Source organism: Archaeoglobus sulfaticallidus PM70-1 (genome assembly GCF_000385565.1).
GTDB lineage: Archaea > Halobacteriota > Archaeoglobi > Archaeoglobales > Archaeoglobaceae > Archaeoglobus_A > Archaeoglobus_A sulfaticallidus.
This window is the reverse complement of record NC_021169.1, coordinates 19,982-39,387: the sequence shown is the minus strand read 5'-3', so window position 1 is coordinate 39,387 and position 19,406 is coordinate 19,982. Positions and strand designations below refer to the sequence as shown.

General features: G+C 35.1%; 17 protein-coding genes. 2 read left to right on the top strand and 15 right to left on the bottom strand.

Annotation, left to right across the window (positions count from 1 at the left end):
• Positions 1-191: 191 nt before the first annotated feature.
• Both ASULF_RS11830 and ASULF_RS00210 read left to right on the top strand, forming a co-directional pair.
• Positions 192-347 carry a hypothetical protein gene (locus tag ASULF_RS11830; RefSeq protein ID WP_169336369.1) on the top strand — a complete coding sequence of 52 codons (156 nt, stop codon included), beginning with the start codon at positions 192-194 and terminating at the stop codon, positions 345-347.
• Positions 348-1,274: a glycosyltransferase family 2 protein gene (locus ASULF_RS00210; protein ID WP_015589677.1), complete on the top strand. Its 927-nt coding sequence runs from the start codon at positions 348-350 to the stop codon at positions 1,272-1,274. It begins immediately after the preceding gene.
• On the opposite strand, the gene ASULF_RS00205 is transcribed toward ASULF_RS00210, so the two are convergent.
• The 15 genes from ASULF_RS00205 to ASULF_RS00135 form a co-directional block, all read right to left on the bottom strand.
• Positions 1,271-3,385, bottom strand: a complete 2,115-nt coding sequence (locus tag ASULF_RS00205) for a DUF2206 domain-containing protein (RefSeq protein WP_015589676.1) — start codon at positions 3,383-3,385, stop codon at positions 1,271-1,273. The genes ASULF_RS00210 and ASULF_RS00205 overlap by 4 nt on opposite strands.
• Positions 3,386-3,404: 19 nt before the next feature.
• Positions 3,405-4,529 carry a glycosyltransferase family 4 protein gene (locus ASULF_RS00200; RefSeq protein ID WP_015589675.1) on the bottom strand — a complete coding sequence of 375 codons (1,125 nt, stop codon included), beginning with the start codon at positions 4,527-4,529 and terminating at the stop codon, positions 3,405-3,407.
• A gap of 131 nt (positions 4,530-4,660) precedes the next feature.
• Positions 4,661-5,755 (bottom strand): DegT/DnrJ/EryC1/StrS family aminotransferase, encoded by a 1,095-nt coding sequence (locus ASULF_RS00195; protein ID WP_015589674.1) that lies wholly within the window; start codon positions 5,753-5,755, stop codon positions 4,661-4,663.
• Positions 5,756-5,771: 16 nt separating this feature from the next.
• Complete coding sequence (locus ASULF_RS00190; RefSeq protein ID WP_015589673.1) at positions 5,772-6,194, bottom strand: WbuC family cupin fold metalloprotein; 423 nt, start codon at positions 6,192-6,194, stop codon at positions 5,772-5,774.
• A 14-nt stretch (positions 6,195-6,208) separates the two neighbouring features.
• Positions 6,209-7,144 carry an NAD-dependent epimerase/dehydratase family protein gene (locus ASULF_RS00185; protein ID WP_015589672.1) on the bottom strand — a complete coding sequence of 312 codons (936 nt, stop codon included), beginning with the start codon at positions 7,142-7,144 and terminating at the stop codon, positions 6,209-6,211.
• Positions 7,145-7,163: 19 nt separating this feature from the next.
• Entirely contained in the window at positions 7,164-8,276 is a 1,113-nt protein-coding gene (gene gmd, locus ASULF_RS00180; RefSeq protein WP_015589671.1) for a GDP-mannose 4,6-dehydratase, read from the bottom strand.
• Between the two features lie 425 nt (positions 8,277-8,701).
• Positions 8,702-9,766: a hypothetical protein gene (locus ASULF_RS00175; protein ID WP_015589670.1), complete on the bottom strand. Its 1,065-nt coding sequence runs from the start codon at positions 9,764-9,766 to the stop codon at positions 8,702-8,704.
• Positions 9,763-10,425 carry a nucleoside/nucleotide kinase family protein gene (locus tag ASULF_RS00170; protein ID WP_015589669.1) on the bottom strand — a complete coding sequence of 221 codons (663 nt, stop codon included), beginning with the start codon at positions 10,423-10,425 and terminating at the stop codon, positions 9,763-9,765. Before ASULF_RS00170 ends, ASULF_RS00175 begins: the two co-directional genes overlap by 4 nt.
• Positions 10,422-11,429 carry a glycosyltransferase family 4 protein gene (locus tag ASULF_RS00165; RefSeq protein ID WP_015589668.1) on the bottom strand — a complete coding sequence of 336 codons (1,008 nt, stop codon included), beginning with the start codon at positions 11,427-11,429 and terminating at the stop codon, positions 10,422-10,424. The genes ASULF_RS00170 and ASULF_RS00165 overlap by 4 nt, the downstream gene beginning before the upstream one ends.
• Before the next feature lie 27 nt (positions 11,430-11,456).
• A complete protein-coding gene (locus ASULF_RS00160) occupies positions 11,457-12,635 on the bottom strand; it encodes a glycosyltransferase (protein ID WP_015589667.1) in 1,179 nt (392 codons plus the stop codon).
• A gap of 5 nt (positions 12,636-12,640) precedes the next feature.
• Complete coding sequence (locus ASULF_RS00155; RefSeq protein ID WP_015589666.1) at positions 12,641-13,639, bottom strand: NAD-dependent epimerase/dehydratase family protein; 999 nt, start codon at positions 13,637-13,639, stop codon at positions 12,641-12,643.
• A 31-nt stretch (positions 13,640-13,670) separates the two neighbouring features.
• Positions 13,671-14,909 (bottom strand): glycosyltransferase family 4 protein, encoded by a 1,239-nt coding sequence (locus ASULF_RS00150; RefSeq protein WP_015589665.1) that lies wholly within the window; start codon positions 14,907-14,909, stop codon positions 13,671-13,673.
• Positions 14,906-17,065, bottom strand: coding sequence for a bi-domain-containing oxidoreductase (locus tag ASULF_RS00145; RefSeq protein WP_015589664.1), 2,160 nt, complete (start codon positions 17,063-17,065; stop codon positions 14,906-14,908). Before ASULF_RS00145 ends, ASULF_RS00150 begins: the two co-directional genes overlap by 4 nt.
• Position 17,066: 1 nt before the next feature.
• The gene (gene wecB / locus ASULF_RS00140) at positions 17,067-18,146 is read right to left on the bottom strand and encodes a non-hydrolyzing UDP-N-acetylglucosamine 2-epimerase (RefSeq protein ID WP_015589663.1); all 1,080 of its coding nucleotides are present in this window, start codon (positions 18,144-18,146) and stop codon (positions 17,067-17,069) included.
• Positions 18,147-18,201: 55 nt separating this feature from the next.
• Positions 18,202-19,296, bottom strand: coding sequence for a glycosyltransferase family 4 protein (locus tag ASULF_RS00135; protein WP_015589662.1), 1,095 nt, complete (start codon positions 19,294-19,296; stop codon positions 18,202-18,204).
• Between the last annotated feature and the right edge of the window lie 110 nt (positions 19,297-19,406).

Below are 19,406 nucleotides of genomic sequence, written 5' to 3'. Positions count from 1 at the left end.
CTATATGGCTATTTCCATTGTCAAAACTTATTTAGGAGTTAGTATAAAGATGCTTAAAGATGAGTGGCTCATGATTGTTACTCGACAGACAGTGAAAAGGTGGAAAGATACTTAGAGTTCTGTGGGGTACTAAGAAATACATCTCTGAAATGCTTAAAGATTCATCACCCTCTAAAAAGTGCCAAGAAATTGTGAGAGAATATTTTGATGGGAATACTACCATCAGAAGACTATCAGAAATTTATGGTAGGCCATCTGATGCAAAGCTAAAGATATTCCAAACATCAAGAGGCAAGTGGGATGTGGAATGTTTAGCTTTAATAGTTGCTTCTCTAGGGGGTAAATAAATGAGCAAAACTAATTACCAGTATCCACTTGTAGCGGTAGTAGTTCCAGTACACAACAATAAAGAAGATACAGCAGAATTTCTCGAATCACTAAAAAGCGTGACTTACCCAAATTACAAAATAATAATAGTAGATGATGGTTCTACAGATGGAACTGAAGAGATGATAAAGACGGCCTATCCTGAGGTAATTTTGCTGAAAGGAGACGGCAATTTGTGGTGGTCAAGAGCTGTTAATTTGGGAATTGAAAAAGCCCTCGAAATTTGTGCAGATTATGTACTGCTGATTGATAACGACTGTGTGGTAGATAGTGGTTTTATGTCAGCCTTAGTAGAAACTGCACTAAGGAATCCTCGCTCTATAATTGTTTCGAAAGTTCTATATTATGATCATCCGAACAAAATCTGGGAAGCTGGAGCTGATATCAACTGGTTTAAGGGTGAATACGTCCCAATTGGTCATGGGGAGATTGATAAGGGACAGTACCAAACTGAACGATATGTTAAATGTAGTACTCTTGTAGGGGCTTTAATTGATGTTACTATATTTAAAGAAATGGGGCTTATGGACTATAAAAACTTCCCACAATTTAAGGCAGACATAGATTTTACCTATAGAGCATATAAAAGAGGGTACTCAATAATATATCAACCCAAAAGCCAAGTGTGGCATAAAGTTGATTCTACCATTAGGAAAAAATTACCAAAAACTTCTTCTTTCCGATCTACCTTTATTTATTTAACAAAAGATATGCGATCGCCAATGAACTTTAATGCCACTATTAAATATTACCTAAGACACTGTCCTTTTTATTTTTTGCCCCTTGTCTTACTCAAATACTTTGCAGTGCTACTATTAAAGAGTTGGCAGCACAACCCCTTATACTTAGATCGTAAAAAAATCCCATTTCTCCAGCGCAAATCTTAGCGTACCAGTAAGATCTGGGCATCATTATTTTTATAGACTACCTCAAATTGATTGGTAAGTTCTAATTCCTTTAGATATACGTATTCCATTCTATTTGATGAACAGTATATTGGTGTTTTGTTTTTATTGGTTCTTAGGTATATGTAACCTTTTGTTACTTGTATTTGCTTAGATTCATCTAAAACCCAAACAGCAATAAATCCCGGTAAGTAGCGGAGAAATAAGTATTTAGTCATGGGGTCTGTATATATGGTCTGAGAATTATCCATGTTCTTTAATATCCAAATGGCAGCCCTGTCTTGTTGCCCACTAAAACGTGCATACTCTATTGTATTGTTAAAGGAGATTGTTGGGTAAGGGTCATCAGCCAGTTCGTAGACAAATCCACTGTTAAACAATAGGTATATCGCTAGGAAGAGAGATATTATTTTGATTGTTATGTCATCTGTACTAAACTCTTTGAATTTTTTAAGTTTTTTGGTAGAACTTACTATCCAGTTGAAAACAGCTTCGCAACCTATGATACTTACTGGTGCTAAAGTAAGGAGTATTATCTGGTATGACCTAGATTGATGGTAGGCTAACTGCATGAAATACGGTATAATTAGAAGAGCTATCATCCATATAACAGTTGAGATAAAAAAGGCAATATGTTCTGCACTAAATTCTCTTTTTTTTCTTTTTACCAATAGTTGATTTATACCAATAAAGATAAAGAACTGAGTCATGATATTTAAATATTTGGTTATCGTATGTAACAATGTCAATTCCTTTCGCATTAGAACTATTGTAGCTTCTCTCGTTTCTAATTGCCAAAAAGTGCTAATAAGATTTGATAAAATGTGATTTGCTAGTTTAGTAAGGGTATTAAATGCACTAGAGTTTCCGGTGTGCTTATACCAAGCCAAAACTGAAATTAGATATAATATTAGGTATCTATGATTTAGTAACTGACTCTTCTTTCGCAGTATATGTAATATGACGATGGCTAGTGAAGAAAGGAACATGTAATAGTATGTCAACCCGTAGTGCGAAATGAGTAACCCAAAGCTGAAGATTATGAGCAATATTTTCTTTGCTTTTATACGGAACTTTTGATATTCTGCAAATACAAATATAATTAAGACCAAGAATAGTTCTGCTATTTGTTGTCTTGCAAGCCCAGGCATTTCTCCATAGAAGGCAAGCATAGATATAAACAAAAAAGCAGAGAAGAAAGCTTTCTGCTCGCCAATTACCTTTCGACACGTTTCAAACATGACTAATGGTACGAGTGAAAAAATGAGTGGATAAATGATCTTGAATACCCACACCACATCCATATGCAAAATATATGAATATGTGGGTATCAATAAGACTATACTTAAACACGAATTAATGTCGTCTGAAATTGTTGAATCCCAAAAAGAATTTTTCATGACTTGGTTAACGAAGTAATATTCGAGTTGAATGTCAGCGCCTGTTACATGTGTAGATATAAGTGAGCGATGAAACAGAAGTGCTATGCTAGCACTAATTATAGCGAGAGAGTAAAGTTCGATTGGAACAAGTTTGTCAAGGGAGACGAAGAGAGCAGTTAGGGCAATAAGGAAAATTAACAAAAGTAAAAAAAGATTGAAGTTATAGAAATTAACCAAAAATGCGCCTAAAGCGCTTAATACAGGAAGAAAAGCCAAGAATAAAGTTGAAGGAAAATGTAAACTACTAGTATTTATATTGGGTAACGTCAAATTTCCTACCCTCTTATAATAACAAACCATCAATAATATTAAAACAATAGTACTGATAGTAATAACAAGAGGTTGAACCGATATTGGACTTAGAACGTCAAATAATGGCAAGAGAAAGTTTATTAACCAAACTGAAAACATAACTACTGCTAAGCTCAACCCGGCACTTAAAAAAAGTTTCTCGTTAAAAGTCAGCTCGTCTAGCTTTAGGATTTTTACCACAAGAAATCCTGGAATAAAAGTGAGGTAAACAAAACCTATAATCTGCCTGAGGATGGGAACATCAAATGCGATTACCAGCCAAAGGAGTAATTGAATGGCTAAGATTAATTTTAAAAGATTTTGACCTCTAATCTCTTGCGGTAAATTTTTAGATATCATTTAATCAGTCCCCCCAAACTTATAACAATTGAGAATAAATTCTGATTATCTTCTTTATGTTTCTTCTAACATCAAAGTTTTTTTCAACGAATTTTCTTCCATTCAAGCCGAATATTTTTCTTTTTTCAACGTCGTTTGCGAGATGGATTATCTTTATGGCTAATTCATTGATATCGGGGTATTTAACTTTGTACCCATTATAACCATCGATAATTAGCTCAGAGATCGCTGTTTTGTCGAATCCAATTGCAGGTCTTCCACAAGCCATAGCTTCGACAAAAGGCAATCCGAAACTCTCCCATGTTGATGCCGATACATAAATATCAGATGCAGCATAATATTTAGGCAACTCCTCGTCAGGAATATGACCACAAAATATAACATATTTCTCCAAGCCAGCATTACGTACCATATATCTCAAAATCTGTTTATATTGGATCGTTGTCTTCCCAACTGAACCGACTAATAGTAATTTAATGTTTTGTATTTTCTTTGTAACTATTCTCATACAATCAATTAAAAGGTCTTGCCCTTTTCTAGGTGTTAGTGCAGACACACAAAGTAATACAATATCATCATGATTAATTCCATATCTTTCTCTAATTTCATCCCCCTTTATGGAAAGATTGAACTTCTGTAGATTAACGCCATTGTAGACGACTTCAATCTTGCTCTTTTCTATTCTGTGTTTTCTTATAAGCGCATTTTTCATATAGTTGCTCACACATATTATTTTTTCAGAAAAGTGGAGTCCTAAAAATTCACCGATATCCGCACGGACTAGAGATAAAGGATTTTTCCAACTTAATCGCCAGGATTGATGGTTTACACCATGTGAATGCATTATATGCTTTGTTTTTGAGGAATTTATAAAAGCACCACAAACATCCATCGGATAATAATGCGAATGAAATATATCGGGCTCTTCTCTTTTAATTGTTTTTATTATGTCTAAAATATTTGTCTGATATAATGTTTCATTATACTTACATAATATAACTGGTACTTTGGATTTTATATTACATTTACCACAAACAATTTTAACATCATATCCTTTTTCGTATAAACATCTTGCCATTTCTTCAACAACCCTTCCTATTCCGGACCCATATAATACTCTATCCGTACCGATTAAAATTTTCACTTACGAAGATCCCTCCTAATTCCTTTTTGTTCTTAATGACTACTCCTTTAAGTTTTTGGGTAATACAAATATTTCTTTATCTCACAACTTTTATTATTTCTGTATAACTTTCTTCTTCCTAAATCTAAGCTTTAGTGTCTGTGACTAAAGAAATTTCTCACGTTATTAACTATGTAGTCTAATTCCTCATACTTTAATCCCAGTGAAGAAGGTAACCACAACCCCTGCTTAGAAATTGTATTTGAAATGTCGAAATGTCCTTTATATACCTTATATGGTTTTTGAGTATTTATAGCAGGGTAGAAAGGTCTTGAGCCTATGTTTTTTGTTTTAAGGTAGTTTATTAACTCATCTCGTATACTTTCCTCAACTAATATGTCTATAAACCAAGGGACAGTTTGATTCAAATCTGTTGGAATGAACTTTATTTCCTCCACATTTTTTAAACTGTTGTAGTAAAACTTGTATATTTCCTTTTTTCTTTTGACTCTCCATTTTATCGATTTTAACTGTTCTAAACCTATGACTGCTTGGAGATCTGTAAATTTAAAGTTATACCCTATATCTTCATGCAGGTCTACTCCTGGTTTTACACGACAAAAATCCTTTAGTTTTTTTATTTTTTTGTATATGCTCTCATCGTTTGTTACTATTATGCCACCTTGTCCTGTTGTTATTAGTTTATGGGGCGTAAGGGAATACACTCCAATGATTCCAAACGTTCCGAGGTACTTGTTGTTCCATGTTGACATAAATGCTTGACACGAGTCTTCAATTAATATGATGTCGTTTTCATAACAGAATTTTACTACTTTGTCCATATTTCCACTTCTACCATTTAGAGACACATATATTAATGCCTTTACACTTCTATCTATTTTTTCAATTTTTTTAATGTCAAGACACAAAGTATCTTTTTCAATATCTACCAAAATAACATCTGCACCAGTCCACTTTACAGCGTTAGGGGTAGCTATCATAGTAAAATTTGGGACTATAACTTTATCTCCCTTGCTAATACCACACGCTAAAAGAGATAAATACAATGCGGCAGTCCCACTCGTTACAACTACTGCATAGTCAATATTAAGAAGTTCACAGATTCTTTCCTCGAATTCCTCAGTTTTTTTAAATTCAGTAAGCCAACCTCCTGACTTCAAGTATTCAACAACTGCTTTTATTTCCCCTTTACTTATATATGGCTCTACTTGTGGAATGAACTCCATTCTTGTCACCTCATAGTTATTTAAATTTTTCCATTTTTATTCTCTTTCTATCAACCTCTGGACCAAAATAAGGACCATTTTTAACTTCAAGAACAAATGTATTATCCTCTAGGATTTTATATCCATGCCCGCCATCTAATAAAATTAAAATATCTCCTTCTTTAAGTTCTAGTGTTTCTATTAAATTTTCGTTTTTGTCAAATATATATGCTTTTATTTTTCCTTTTCTTAAGAAAATAACTTCTTGAGTGCGAGTAACTTCTCTTTTGACCTCATTATGAATATGTGGTTGTAAAAATTTACCTTTATCGTACCCCCATATACCTACCTGAACGAAATCTTTCTCATCAGAGTAAAAATTAAGTCCTTTTTTCCAAGCATCTGACGGTATATAGATAGCATATCTTGTACCATCTCTCTCTAATACATTAATCTTCAATTCTAAACACCCCCTTACTTTAATGATTGCTTCCAAGTTTTTTTAATGTACCACTCCACAGTCTTCTTAATGCCTTCTCGGATATTTGTTTTAGGTTGCCAGCCTAGAATTCTTTTCATCTTACGTATATCTAAAATTTTCTTTGGAGCTCCGTCTGGTTTTGACCTATCGAAAATGAATTCACCATCCCAGTTTGCAGCATCTTTTATCATATAAGCAATTTCCCTTATAGTGTATCCTTTACCTTCTCCGATATTCATGATTTCGACGTCATTATACATTTCCATCGCTAAAACTATGCCCTCTGCAGCATCTTCTACATACCCCCATTCTCTAACAGGGTTTCCTGTACCCCAAATTTCAACGATCTTTTTTCCTTCAAATTTTGCATCGACTATCTTTTTAATTAGAGCCCCAAGTGCGTGGGAGCGTATTGGGTCAAAGTGGTCACCTGGTCCATATAAATTTGGTAAAACAAGATGTATTGAATTGAAGCCATATTTTTCTTTAAGAGCCCAAGCATGAACCCAAAGAGCTTTTCGTGGCATACCATAAGTTAAAACTGTTTCGTGCATAGGACCATCCCACCATTTATCCTCTCTATATATCTCTGCAACTCCGGGATATGTGCAGTTTGGCATTATGTTTACGAATTTTTTTACTCCAACTTCAAAAGACGCTCTTAGAAGATTAAATCCCATCATTAAGTTGTCTTCGTAAATTTCAACAGGTTTTAAGGCGTTATAGGCTATTCCTCCTACATGTGCGGCAGAATTTATTACTATCTCCGGTTCGACATTTTTTAAGAAACTTATTAAAGTCTTCCAATCTCTTATATCTATTCCAGACCTACGGCTGAAAGGGACTACCTCATAGTTTTTCTTTTTTAGCACTTTCACTATATTGCTACCTAAAAACCCAAATCCCCCAGCAACTGCCACTTTAACCATTATACACCCCTCTATTTCATTATATTATATATTCCCTCCACTCCTCATTATGTTTCTTAGTTCCTTCCAAAAGCAGCCTTGTCCTTCTAATGTCAGCTTCAACCATAATTTTAACCAATTCTTTGAATTTCACTTTAGGTTCCCATCCAAGCTTTTTCCGTGCCTTTGTGCTATCACCAAGTAAGAATTCAGCCTCAGCTGGGCGGAAATACCGTTTGGATACCTCAACTACGATATCTCCTGGTTTTATTTTCATGCTATCTTTGAACTCGCTATCCATAATCTCCGCAACGACACCTTTCTCCTCTATGCCTTCTCCCCTCCACTCTATTATAACTCCTATATGCTTGAAGGCCTCCTCCACGAACTTTCTAACTGAGTGTGCTTCTCCTGTAGCTATTACGTAGTCATCTGGTTCATCTTGTTGGAGCATTAGCCACATCGCTTTCACGTATTCAGGTGCATACCCCCAATCTCTTTTTGCATCTAGGTAACCCAAAACTAGTTTATCCTGAACCCCAAAAGCTATCCTTGAAACAGCCCTTGTTATTTTTCTCGTAACGAAAGTTTCACCTCTACGAGGGCTTTCATGGTTGAAGAGTATTCCATTCGCTATCCACATTCCATAGGCCTCTCTGTAATTTACACAGAGGTGATACGCAGCAACTTTTGCAATTGCGTATGGACTTTTAGGGTTAAAGGGTGTTTCTTCGTTTTGAGGAGGGGGAGATGAACCAAACATTTCACTACTACTTGCTTGGTATATCTTAATATCAAGTCCTAAGTTCTTCACAGCTTCAAGAAGTCTTAAGGTTCCTGTGGCTACTACGTCAAAAGTATATACAGGTACTTCAAAACTCACTTGTACGTGACTTTGAGCAGCAAGATTGTAGATTTCATCAGGTTGAATTTTTTCAAGTATTTTAATCAGAGAGGTTTCATCTGTCATGTCTCCTCTAAACCAATCAAACTTCTCAGGGCTATGAAATTCTATTATGTGGTCTATTCTGCTTGTATTAAACGAGCTAGCCCTTCTTATCACTCCATACACTTTGTAGTTTTTATTAAGAAGGAACTCTACCAAATAGGAACCATCTTGACCAGTTACTCCCGTAATTAAGGCCGTTTTCATTTATAACACCTCTTATCTTAACTTTAGGATTACACTTTATAATCTTTGTTATTGATTGTGATATCCCTCAAAATAATTTTACATGGGTTTTTGGTTGAGTATGTTGATAAAACTTACCTTGGTTGTATACCTCTCTTTAGCATGTAGTGCATGCATACAAGCTCTTTCTAGCTATGCTACAGTCGCTTCTATACAAAGCTGGATCTTTTGCATTTTAAGTTATTGGAGATGTTTATCTTGACAATGTTCACGTATATGCTTTTTAAATTTCTCTGTTTAGAATTATTACTATTGAATATGAAAGCATTATTAATTCTATTAAAAAAGAACACACTAATTCTTTCTACTCAAGAATTCTTGACTTTTTGTATAATTTTTAAATGCAAAAAGAGAAAATATCTATCTTCATTGCCATTTTTAAATAATTAATAAGTTTCTCTCGTCTTTCTCCAAATTATATTTTTAATGACCCAATTCGCAAGTCTTGGGTTAGACATGTAAATTATTTGCTTCATGATGCTCTTACGGCCTGTAGAATTTTTCATTCTTTCGAATAAAACTCTTATCAATGTTGATGTTTTGTAATGATATGGCATTGTAAAATTATTTTTAACAAGGTTATTTATTTCGGATTCATTTTCTCCTAACTCATTGACGACCATTTCAATTTTTTCTGGGACAAATCCGCAAAATTCTTGATGCAGTCTTTTAATTATACTTAATGAAGCTTGTGCAGCAGTTAGTATGTTGTTTTCCCTAAAAATGCTAGTAAAACTGCTAATTTCCTTTCTATTCATATTTTTTAGGTAATACAAAGTGGTATAATAATCTGCTAGGGTAAACAACAGCTCTGGTATTATGGAGTGTGTGAGTACTACAGCTAACTCAGCTTCTGGTTTGAGCACTTTAACTTTTTCGTTTTCTATTCTTATTTCGGTGACGTAATTTTTTAATTTATCTTTATCTAAATAAATAATATAACTTGCACTTACTTCTTTATAAAGATCTATATAATACTTACCACCCTGTTTACCACCGACTGTACGTTTATCTATATTTTCGTACCCTCCTCTAAGATCGTATACAACTACTTGATTTGGTGCCTCACCAATTTTATAATAACCTCTATTAAGTAGTTGCTCAATTATCCACCTATATTTATTTTCAGAGCAAAAAAACAGTACATCTACGTCACTAGGAGTATGTGGGAAAGGTTTGAAAAACTTAAATATAACATATTCTTCAGTAAGTTCGTTTAAAACCTTAGAAATCCTTATAACAGTCTTTAATGTCTCCATATATCTTACAATATTTTCTTTGTAAAGTGGATCCGACTCACTTAACTTTCCACATTCTTTAAGTTTTTCTAAATAGAATAATCCAATCTTATTCTTTTGAGCGAACTCATATGCATCCGGAATATAATTCTCTTTACAGTCTTGGGTAAACGGTGAGCCTATAAACTTAAGGAGTTTTCCTGTTAAATTCATGGAAAAACCTCCGATTCTAGTTCAGATAGTAATTCTTTTATATTTTTCGTACCATCTAGGACAAACATACAACATTTTTTCCCTATTTTTAAATAAATCTGTCTTCGAGCTTTAAGATATTCTATTGAGGGTACATCATCTTTTCGACTATAGGCAATTTCTTCAGGCGCATCTATCAGGAATACAAAATCAGGTTCTGGAATTAATAAAAAACACTTTTTAAGCAAATCTAAAATATATTCCTCCGAGTAATTCATATCTATAGCAATATCGGTAATTATAGTATCATATATGTATCGATCACAGACAATATTTTTTCCAAACATCAACGGAATTTTAATCTTTAATATTACTTGGATAATATAATCACATAGTAAGATCAGAGTGTATATCTTAGAAACTATTTGACATCTTAACAATCTTTTTTTTGAATGAAGGTATTCAGTGTAATTTTTAGAGATATCTTTATTTCGAAGGAAGAGAAATCTACCGATCGTCATAACTGGTTTAGAGATTCGAGGGACGAGCCTAGCATATACATAGTGAGCGTCAATACCTTTCTCTCTTAAAGATGTTACTAATAATTTTGCAAGAGTAGTTTTTCCTGTACCATCGATTCCCGTAAAACAAATAAAAAATCCCCCCCTCTTTCCAGTCATATGGTCTCCTCCACTAGTTTATAGTAAATTTCCCTAAGCCTTTGAGCAATATTTTTCCAAGAATAGGGTGTGACCTTACGTCGTGTAGCAATTCTTATATCTCCATTTTTTTTAATTTTCTCAACTCCTTGAATTATTTCTGTTTCTTTTTCAACAAATATTAGCCCCTCACCTTCATTAAAAATGCTTAATCCATCGAATTTTCTAGTTAACACTGGAAGATTGCAAGCCATGGCCTCTATTACAGAAAGGGGGAAAAGAATTGTATCACCTTCCAGTACTGGGAAAATATAACAATCAGACATTTGATAAAACTCCTCTATATGTTCAAAATATCCTCTAAATATAATGCATCCCGTTTTTTGAAGGGTTTGTATAATATTTTTTTCAACTTTAAGATATTCACTGGAAACGATAATTACTTGATTTCCCATACGAGCCAATTCGCCTAGTATTTTAAGATTTCTTTTTTTCGTCAGGTGTCCCACATGTAGAATAGTAAATTTCTCCTCATCTATATTATATCTAACTCTTAATTTTTTCTTAAGATGGCTTGGCACCGGTTTAAATTTCTCGAAATCTACACCATTGGGAACGTATATTGTTTTAAGACCAAGAGACTTAAACATCCTTTTTGATGTATTGGATTGAGCTAATATTAAATCTGGTTTGCGTGGAAGTGATTTAATAAACCGGTTAATATCTTTTGGATAGGGTGTAGACATAATGATTTTGGGATTAGAGTGATCTCTATAATTCAGGTAATATAGAAGGAAATTCACAAACAAAAAACTTCTATAAGTTGGTCCAGGTATATAGTGAACTATTGTTGGATGAAACATTTTTATTTTCTTCCAGAATTTTAACGTTTTAATCTCTTTAATATTGGCCTTGAGTATATCGAGATCATCGTATTTGGATAATTCTTTGGCTAAATATTGTGCAATATTTTTAAACCCCTCATCTAGATTACTTGAGAAATCACCTATGAGACATACTTTCATATTACAATCTCCCCTAACAATAGGAACTTAACTATTATGCAAGCTGATAATACAACTCTCATAAACTTTTTCCATTTTTTTCGCTACCTTATTCCAAGCTAGATTTTCAACTATGTATCTTTTTCCCTTTTTAACCATTTTCTCTCCAATTTCTGGCTTCTCTAGCAATATTTTTATTTTCTCTTTCAAATCATTTTCATTCCCGTATCTCACTAAAAAACCGCAGTTAGTTTCTTTTATAATCTCTCCACATCCACAGTCATCCGTAGCTATTACTGGCGTTCCACACATTATTGCTTCAAAGGGAACTAATCCGAATATTTCATGTATAGAAGGATAGACTAAGACTTCTGCATCTACATATGCACTTAGATTATCATCCAAGTATCCAACAAAATAAACGCTGTTGCTAATTTTTAATCTGTTTACAAGTTCAATTAATTTATCTTTATGTCCATCATCTGGACCGGCAATAACTAGAACAACATCCTTCTTTTCTATATTTAACCTAAAGAAAGATTTAATTAGAAAATCTATGCCCTTCCTTTTATGAATGCGACCTAAAAATAAAATTATACGTTTATTGATATGAAATTTCTCCTTAAATTTTCTATTCTCTGGGAGAACTTTAAATTTATCTACATCCAAGCCATTAGGGATTGTTACAATTTTGTTTTTGCTAATGCCCATGTGTTTGTACTGCTTTACTTCAGCTTTAGAGACGGCAATCACTTTTGAGGCATCATTCAGTATCTTATATCCCCAAGTAAAATCAAATAATTTTTTGAGATTTTGTTTTGCAATCATTCTTGGTAGTGAGCCGTGGGCTTGCAAAACATAGGGGACACCATATTTTTTAGCATAATTATAAACAACGATATTTTGAAAAGTGCGATATTCATGCATGTGGATGATATCAAAATTTTGAATCCTCTTTTTTACTATAGAAATCATACTTGGGGAAAGAAATATGTTATGGTTCCACGCGAGCTTATTACTCAAATTCGGGAAATATTGAACTCTAATACCATCTATTTCTTGCACTTTTTTGTTGACTCTTGAATCTTTGCTCAAGGTATCAGTTGTATATACCGTTACTTCATGTCCTTTTTCCACTAACCTTTTAGATAACTCATAAGCCACTCTTACTGGACCCCCATATCCCCAAGCTGGCACAAAATAAGGGATAACTTGAAGAATTTTCATCGTAATCAAAATTCAGCACTCTGCTTAATATTCTCCCAATTTGCCTTAAACCATTCGAGTGTCTTCTTCAACCCACTTTTGATGTCTACTTTTGGTTCATATCCAAGCATCTCCTTTGCTTTTTTAATCGATGCTTTCCTTCTTATTGATCTATCCCAGCTCCTTCTCTCCTTAAATACTATTCCTGCCTTGTTTCCTGTCAGCTCGTTTATCCAGTTTGCCAAGTCTATAATCTTTGTTTCAGTTTCAGATGCAAGGTTAAATGCTTCACCTACTGCTTTTTTAACCACGCCACATCTCAATGTGCCATCTACGATATCAGACACGTAAGTGAAATCTCTCGTTTCTTCACCAGTTCCTGTTATTGGCAGAGGCATACCATTCAAAGCCCAGTACATGAAGTTTGGTATAACATTTCTGTACCTCCCAGGAACTTCACCCGGCCCATATACATTGAAGTATCTCGCTCTGGCTACTTGTAGCTCATACAGGTTGTAGAAATAGTTGCAGTACAGTTCACCCAGCAGTTTGTGTATTTGATAAGGGGTATCCAAATCGAGCGAAACAAAATCTTCTTTCAACGGCAATGGCGCTTGAGCACCATAAACTGAACACCCAGATGAAGCGTAAACGACTCTGGATACATCGGTAAGTCTGCAGTATTCTAAAATCTTCAATGTGCCAAGTCCGTTTACCATTAAGTCTGTTTCAGGATGTTCAACAGAGTTCTGATTTGCGAAGTGTGCAGCTAAATGGAAGACGTAATCTGGCTTTTCGTAAAAGACTTGCTTTAGCTTTTCCTCATCAAGTATGTTACCTTGAACAAATTCAATGTTGTCTGCAACCGGAATGTTCCATTTGTATGAAGCTGACAGATCGTCCAGTATAATCACTTTTTTAGCTCCAAGCTCACTCAAAACCTTACACAGATTGCTCCCAATGCAACCAGCTCCACCGGTCACCAAAACTGTTGCCCCTTCATATTCTTCAAACATTTCTGACATTTTATCACCACTTTCAAATTTTTTATGACTATTATTTAAATTTTCTCAGAGATTCAAACAATTTTTCATATTTTGAACAGCAAACACCTATGGCAAAGTTATTTCTTGCATATTCTGCTCCATTTCTGCCGAATTTTTCCACCAAGTGTGGATTGTTATATAGCTCCAAGATAGCTTCTACAAGATTTTCTGGATTTTTTGGCTCTATACAATACCCGCATTCTGCCTCTCTTACTATTTTTGGTACATCTCCATCTAAAGGAACGTTGGCAATAACAGCTCTTCCAGCCGCCATTATGTCGTTTAATTTCCTTGGAACTACTGGTGTTTTTACTCTATTTGCATCCAGTGTAACTAAACATACATCTGAGGCTGCTAAAAGCATTGAATATTTCTCCTTGGGTTGAAATGGTAGCATTAATACATTATCTAATCCTAACAACTCTACCTTTCTTTCGATATCTCCTTTTTGAGGACCATCGCCAACCAAAAGAAACACTATATCTTTTTTGTCTTTAAGTAAGGCTGCCGCATCAACGATAGTTTCAATATCTTGAGAGTACGACATTATCCCAGCATAGGTTACTACGAATTTATCAATTATACCTAACTTCTTTCTGAATTCGTTATACCTATCTGATACCTTAATATCACTGTTATGCCAGTTCGGTATTACTGTAATTTTTTCTTCTGGAACTTTCTCTGCTATGTGTTGTTTATTTCCTTCGGAATGTACGGTAATATGATCAGATAGCTCATATACTAACTTTTCAATAACTCTAAATATCTCAATAAGTATTGGATTTTTGAGTAGCCCCAAATCTATGGCAGCTTGTGGGTATAAATCTTGAATATTGACTATTAACGGTACTCTTTTTATCTTGCTTAAAACCCATCCTGCTAATCCTAAAGGCAATGGGGGTGAGTACACCACGATTACATCTGATTTGGCAAACAAACCACCAAGAGTTACAGAAAGTGGGACAAAAAAGTGCTCTAATCCTCGTAAAATTGGAGAATCTCTTGGTGCTTGCAAGCTACGCACTCTTATGACATTTATGCCATCTATTTTTTCTCTAAGGAATGCTTTCCGTTTGTACTTTGACATCAGATGTAACTCGTCTTTGTTGAGATTGTATTCTCTGGGAAAAGTTGTTACAACTGTTACCTTATGACCTCTCTTCGTCAACTCCTCCGCAAACTCATAAAACAAGTGAGAGGCACTACCAATCTCTGGGGGAAAATACATTACAAGCAGTGTTATGTTCATATATCCACCTCAATTTTAATTGGCTGACCCTCTTTTAACGACTTCAGTATTTTGAATGTTGTAATCGTTGTATGTACGTACTCCTCAAATTTTACTGGTATATCTTTACCTCCTTTTATCGATGAAAAGAATATTTCAAATTCTGACTTATGTCCTCTATCAACTCCAAACCAGTTTTTCATTTTCTTCTTTTTACCATCTTTTGAGACAACTAATGATTTGAAGTTATCAATAACGGCTACAGCATTATTACCAAATATTTCAACTCTTTCCCTTGAAAATGCACGATCTCCATTTGAAACATACAATATAGATGCTATAGATCCATTCTCAAAAGAGATGTTTACTAAAACATTGTCATCTGCTGAATAGTGTGGAGCATCTATGGCTTGTGCATATACATATTTGGGCGATGATTCTGTGAAATATATGGCTAGATCTACGAAATGGCAGACTTCTCCTAGAATTCTACCACCTCCTTCTGCAGGATCATAGACCCAACTGTCAGATGGTAACTTGCCTGCATTTACTCTAATATTCAATGCAAGCGGCTCTTTACAACCTATGGTCTCTTTAGCTTTCATGCAAAGAGGTGAGAATCGTCTGTTAAATCCGACCATAATCTTACCATCCGAACTATTGTATGCTTCAATTACCCTCTTTAGCTCTTTGGATGTTAACGCCATCGGTTTCTCTACAAACACGTCTTTATCATGTTCAAGTGCTTCAGACGATATCCTTGCGTGGAGATCATGCCTCGTCGCAATAACTACACAGTCTATATTGGGGTCCTCCAGTATTTTCATATAATTGGTCGTACAGTAATCAAAATCGAATTTTCTGGCCATATACTCTGCAGACGTGCCAGTTGCGGTGGCAACACCAACTAAATTAACGTATGGTATTTTCTTGATAATTGGTAGTATTGTACCTTTAGCGAAGTTTCCGGCACCTATTAACCCGACATTTATCTTGTCTTTTTTATAATCTTTCTTTTTCTTTGTTTTCACTTTTATAATTTCAGCCTTTGGTTCTCCCTCTAGATAGTCATAATAGAATAATACTCCAATTGCATTTGTACCTTTCAACAGCTCTTCATAAGCTTTCTCTGCTTCGTCTATCTTAAATCTGTGAGTTATAATTTTGTCTAGATCTATCTTCCCTTCACTAACAAGTTCTAAGAAATACTTCATGTTTCTTTTAACAGTCCAGCGGACATACGGGTAAGGGTAATCAACTCCTTTCAACTCATAAAAAGGGTCATAAACACCTGGTCCGAAGGATCTAGAAACTACAAGTTCCAATTCCTTCTTGTAAAAAACTTCTCTGGGGATATCTAATCCAACAAGTCCTGGAACAACGATTTTACCTCGCTCTCTTGCTATTTCTGATGCCAACTCAATTGGCTCATCGCTTTTTGTGGATGCAAATATAATCACAGCATCCATGCCATAACCGTCTGAGAATATCCTTGAGACTTTTATGGCATCCTTGGTATTAGAGACTTCGTCTGCTCCTAGTTCCTTTGCTAATTTTAGCTTAGGTTCAGATACATCTACTCCCAAAACGTTATACCCAGATGCTTTTGCAATCTGGACAGCCAGCAATCCCAAAAGACCCAATCCGATTATGCATACATTTTCTCCCGGTTGTAATGATGCCAGTCTGATAGCATGTACGGCAATTGCCCCTACCCCTGCAAAGGAGGCATGGTCGAAACTAACGTTCTCAGGGATCTTCACACATAGGTTATATGGAACTGAAATAATCTCTGCATGTGATGCAAATCCGCTACCTGTGCAAGCAACTCTGTCTCCCTTTCTAAATTCAGCATCAGAATTCCCAACGTCTATAACTATACCAGCGGAGCTATAACCTAAAGGTTCTGGAGAAGCTAATCGCCTTTTAGCTTGCTTGTATGCTTCTATCCAACCTTCGGACTTTGCAAAATCCAAAACTTGTTTTGTTAGATCCGGTCGGGATAACGCCTTGGAGATTGTATTTTTTCTAGCAAAATCAATCATATTTTTTTCTGTGCCTATACTAACTACTGAAATGACGTTCTTTACAAGGACTCGTCTAGGACGCACTAATGGTGTAGGAACGTTTACCAACTTTATCTCACCAGTACTAAAATCTAATACAACCTGCTTCATTTTAAGTGCCCACCTCACTCATTATTGCATTTATTATCCTCTCTCCAGCCTTACCATCGCCAAATGGGTTTTTCCAATTGTTCCTTTTGTTGAGCATTAACTTGACTCCTCCTAAAATTCTTTCTGGTTTTGTTCCGGCTAAAACATTTGATCCAACCTCTAAAGTCTCTGGTCTCTCCGTATTATCCCTTAGGGTTACACAAGGGACTCCCAATACACATGTTTCCTCCTGCACACCACCAGAATCAGTTAAAACCAATTTTGCATTAGCCTCTAACTGCAAAAACTCAAGAAAACCTAAAGGATTTATGAGTGTAACTCCATTTAAATTAAACCCAAATTCTTCTATTCTTTTCTGAGTTCTCGGATGTATTGGAAATATTACAGGAATAGCAAATTCATTATGGATTAATTCTAATCCTCTTATAATTCCCTTTATTCTTTCTCTAACATCTACATTTTCTTGTCTGTGTGTGGTTACCAGAAAGTACTCCTTAGGCTTTAAATTAAGTTCCTTTAGCACGCTTACTTTCTTTTTAGCAATCTCTAAGTTCTGATAAACTGCATCAACAATCGTGTTTCCAGTGACAAATATACTGTTCTCGCTTATGCTCTCCCTTATCAAATTTTGCTTAGCCACTTCCGTTGGGGCAAAGAGGAAATCTGAAATATGATCTGTTAAAACTCTGTTGATTTCTTCTGGCATTCTTTTGTCATATGATCTGAGTCCAGCTTCGACATGTCCAGCTTTAATATGTAGCTTAGCAGCAGCTAAAGCTCCTGCCAAGACCGTGTTTGTATCTCCCTGCACTAAAACGATTTTAGGTTTTTCTTGCATCAGGATCTTCTCAACTCCAATCATGATTTTACCAGTTTGTTCTGCATGAGTTCCAGAACCAACATCTAAGTTGTATTTTGGTCGAGGCAACTCCAATTCTTCAAAGAATATCCTGTCCATTTCGTAGGAATAATGCTGACCTGTATGCAAAACGAAGTAATCTAGTCCTCTTTTCTCACATTCCCTAACCACAGGGCTCATTTTGATTATTTCTGGACGAGTGCCAAGAACTATTGCTATCATTCTCTTACCTCACATACAATATATTTATCTCAAGAACAAGATGTATCCAAAATATTCATATAAGCGAACTATACACTTCATACACTCTTTCGACAATCACGTCATAACTAAAATTCTCCTCAACATGTCTTCTTCCTTCCCTTCCCATTGTCTTTCTCAAATCATCATCTTCAAGCAATTCGATCACTTTAGATGCCATAGCCTTAGCATCTCCTGGTTTAACGAGAAATCCAGTTTTTCCATCTGTCACTATCTCCCTTGTGTCTCCAACATCAGTGGCAACAACTGGAACTCCACATGCTAAAGACTCCATACAAATCGTAGGCAATCCTTCCATATATGATGGTAAAACTGAAACTGCAGTTTTGTGATATATGTCTGGCATTTTGTCGTGGGGGACGTGTCCCATGAGCTTTATTGGTAAGTTAGAATTCTTCAGTTTTTCAGCAAGACTTCCATCCCCAACAACCATGAATTTCACATCCTCTAGTTCATTATGAATAGTTTTGAAGACATCTTTAAGTAACTCAGCACCCTTCCACTTTTCAAGCTTTCCAACATAAGTTACAACTCTCGAATCGTTTTCAGAATAGCTGAACTTTTCTGTGCAGACACAATTTGGTATCCATTCTGCATCAACACCAAACTTTCTCTTTATTATTGGAATGTCGCTTTTTGCTACACTCAATACCTTATCAGCAATTTTTACCGTAAGCAACCCAAGCGTTTTGTCATATATGTTCTCTTTCGCCCATGTTCTCCATGGATGAAATTTCTTAGCTTCAGAATAATTTAAACCACCATGAAAATGTAAGACATACTTAAAATTCTTGAAAATCCTTGCTAAAGCTGTCATATTTGACATGAAAAAGATGTAGGAATGGACATGAACAATATCAAAATCCTTGCTCAATAACTTGGTGAAAACATTTGCAAATGGGTTCATGTTCCAAACCACAGTATACGCCCGTAAAACATGAATATGAAAATTATCCGGATATTCAACTTTATCAAAATTACCAACGCTGGAAGTGTAAACATGCACTTCATTTCCCTGATCTGCTAAACGCCTCGCAACCTCATAAGCATAAATCCCGGAGCCAGTCGGGTATGCTGGCCCCCAGAAAGCTGTCACCATTGCAATCTTCATTTTTCCACCTTTCAATTTTTATCTTAAATTATTTCTAATCTAAATTAAATTAAAGTAAGATTATATAACACTACAAACTGACTTTACTCAATGTTACTTTTTGGACACAT

What these genes read in the sequence shown, in the direction of transcription:
- ASULF_RS00210 (WP_015589677.1), top strand. Translation starts at nt 348, where the DNA reads ATGAGCAAAACTAATTACCAGTATCCACTTGTAGCGGTAGTAGTTCCA.
- ASULF_RS00205 (WP_015589676.1), bottom strand. Translation starts at nt 3,385, where the DNA reads ATGATATCTAAAAATTTACCGCAAGAGATTAGAGGTCAAAATCTTTTA.
- ASULF_RS00195 (WP_015589674.1), bottom strand. Translation starts at nt 5,755, where the DNA reads ATGGAGTTCATTCCACAAGTAGAGCCATATATAAGTAAAGGGGAAATA.
- ASULF_RS00185 (WP_015589672.1), bottom strand. Translation starts at nt 7,144, where the DNA reads ATGGTTAAAGTGGCAGTTGCTGGGGGATTTGGGTTTTTAGGTAGCAAT.
- gmd (WP_015589671.1), bottom strand. Translation starts at nt 8,276, where the DNA reads ATGAAAACGGCCTTAATTACGGGAGTAACTGGTCAAGATGGTTCCTAT.
- ASULF_RS00175 (WP_015589670.1), bottom strand. Translation starts at nt 9,766, where the DNA reads ATGAATTTAACAGGAAAACTCCTTAAGTTTATAGGCTCACCGTTTACC.
- ASULF_RS00170 (WP_015589669.1), bottom strand. Translation starts at nt 10,425, where the DNA reads ATGACTGGAAAGAGGGGGGGATTTTTTATTTGTTTTACGGGAATCGAT.
- ASULF_RS00165 (WP_015589668.1), bottom strand. Translation starts at nt 11,429, where the DNA reads ATGAAAGTATGTCTCATAGGTGATTTCTCAAGTAATCTAGATGAGGGG.
- ASULF_RS00160 (WP_015589667.1), bottom strand. Translation starts at nt 12,635, where the DNA reads ATGAAAATTCTTCAAGTTATCCCTTATTTTGTGCCAGCTTGGGGATAT.
- ASULF_RS00155 (WP_015589666.1), bottom strand. Translation starts at nt 13,639, where the DNA reads ATGTCAGAAATGTTTGAAGAATATGAAGGGGCAACAGTTTTGGTGACC.
- ASULF_RS00150 (WP_015589665.1), bottom strand. Translation starts at nt 14,909, where the DNA reads ATGAACATAACACTGCTTGTAATGTATTTTCCCCCAGAGATTGGTAGT.
- ASULF_RS00145 (WP_015589664.1), bottom strand. Translation starts at nt 17,065, where the DNA reads ATGAAGCAGGTTGTATTAGATTTTAGTACTGGTGAGATAAAGTTGGTA.
- wecB (WP_015589663.1), bottom strand. Translation starts at nt 18,146, where the DNA reads ATGATAGCAATAGTTCTTGGCACTCGTCCAGAAATAATCAAAATGAGC.
- ASULF_RS00135 (WP_015589662.1), bottom strand. Translation starts at nt 19,296, where the DNA reads ATGAAGATTGCAATGGTGACAGCTTTCTGGGGGCCAGCATACCCGACT.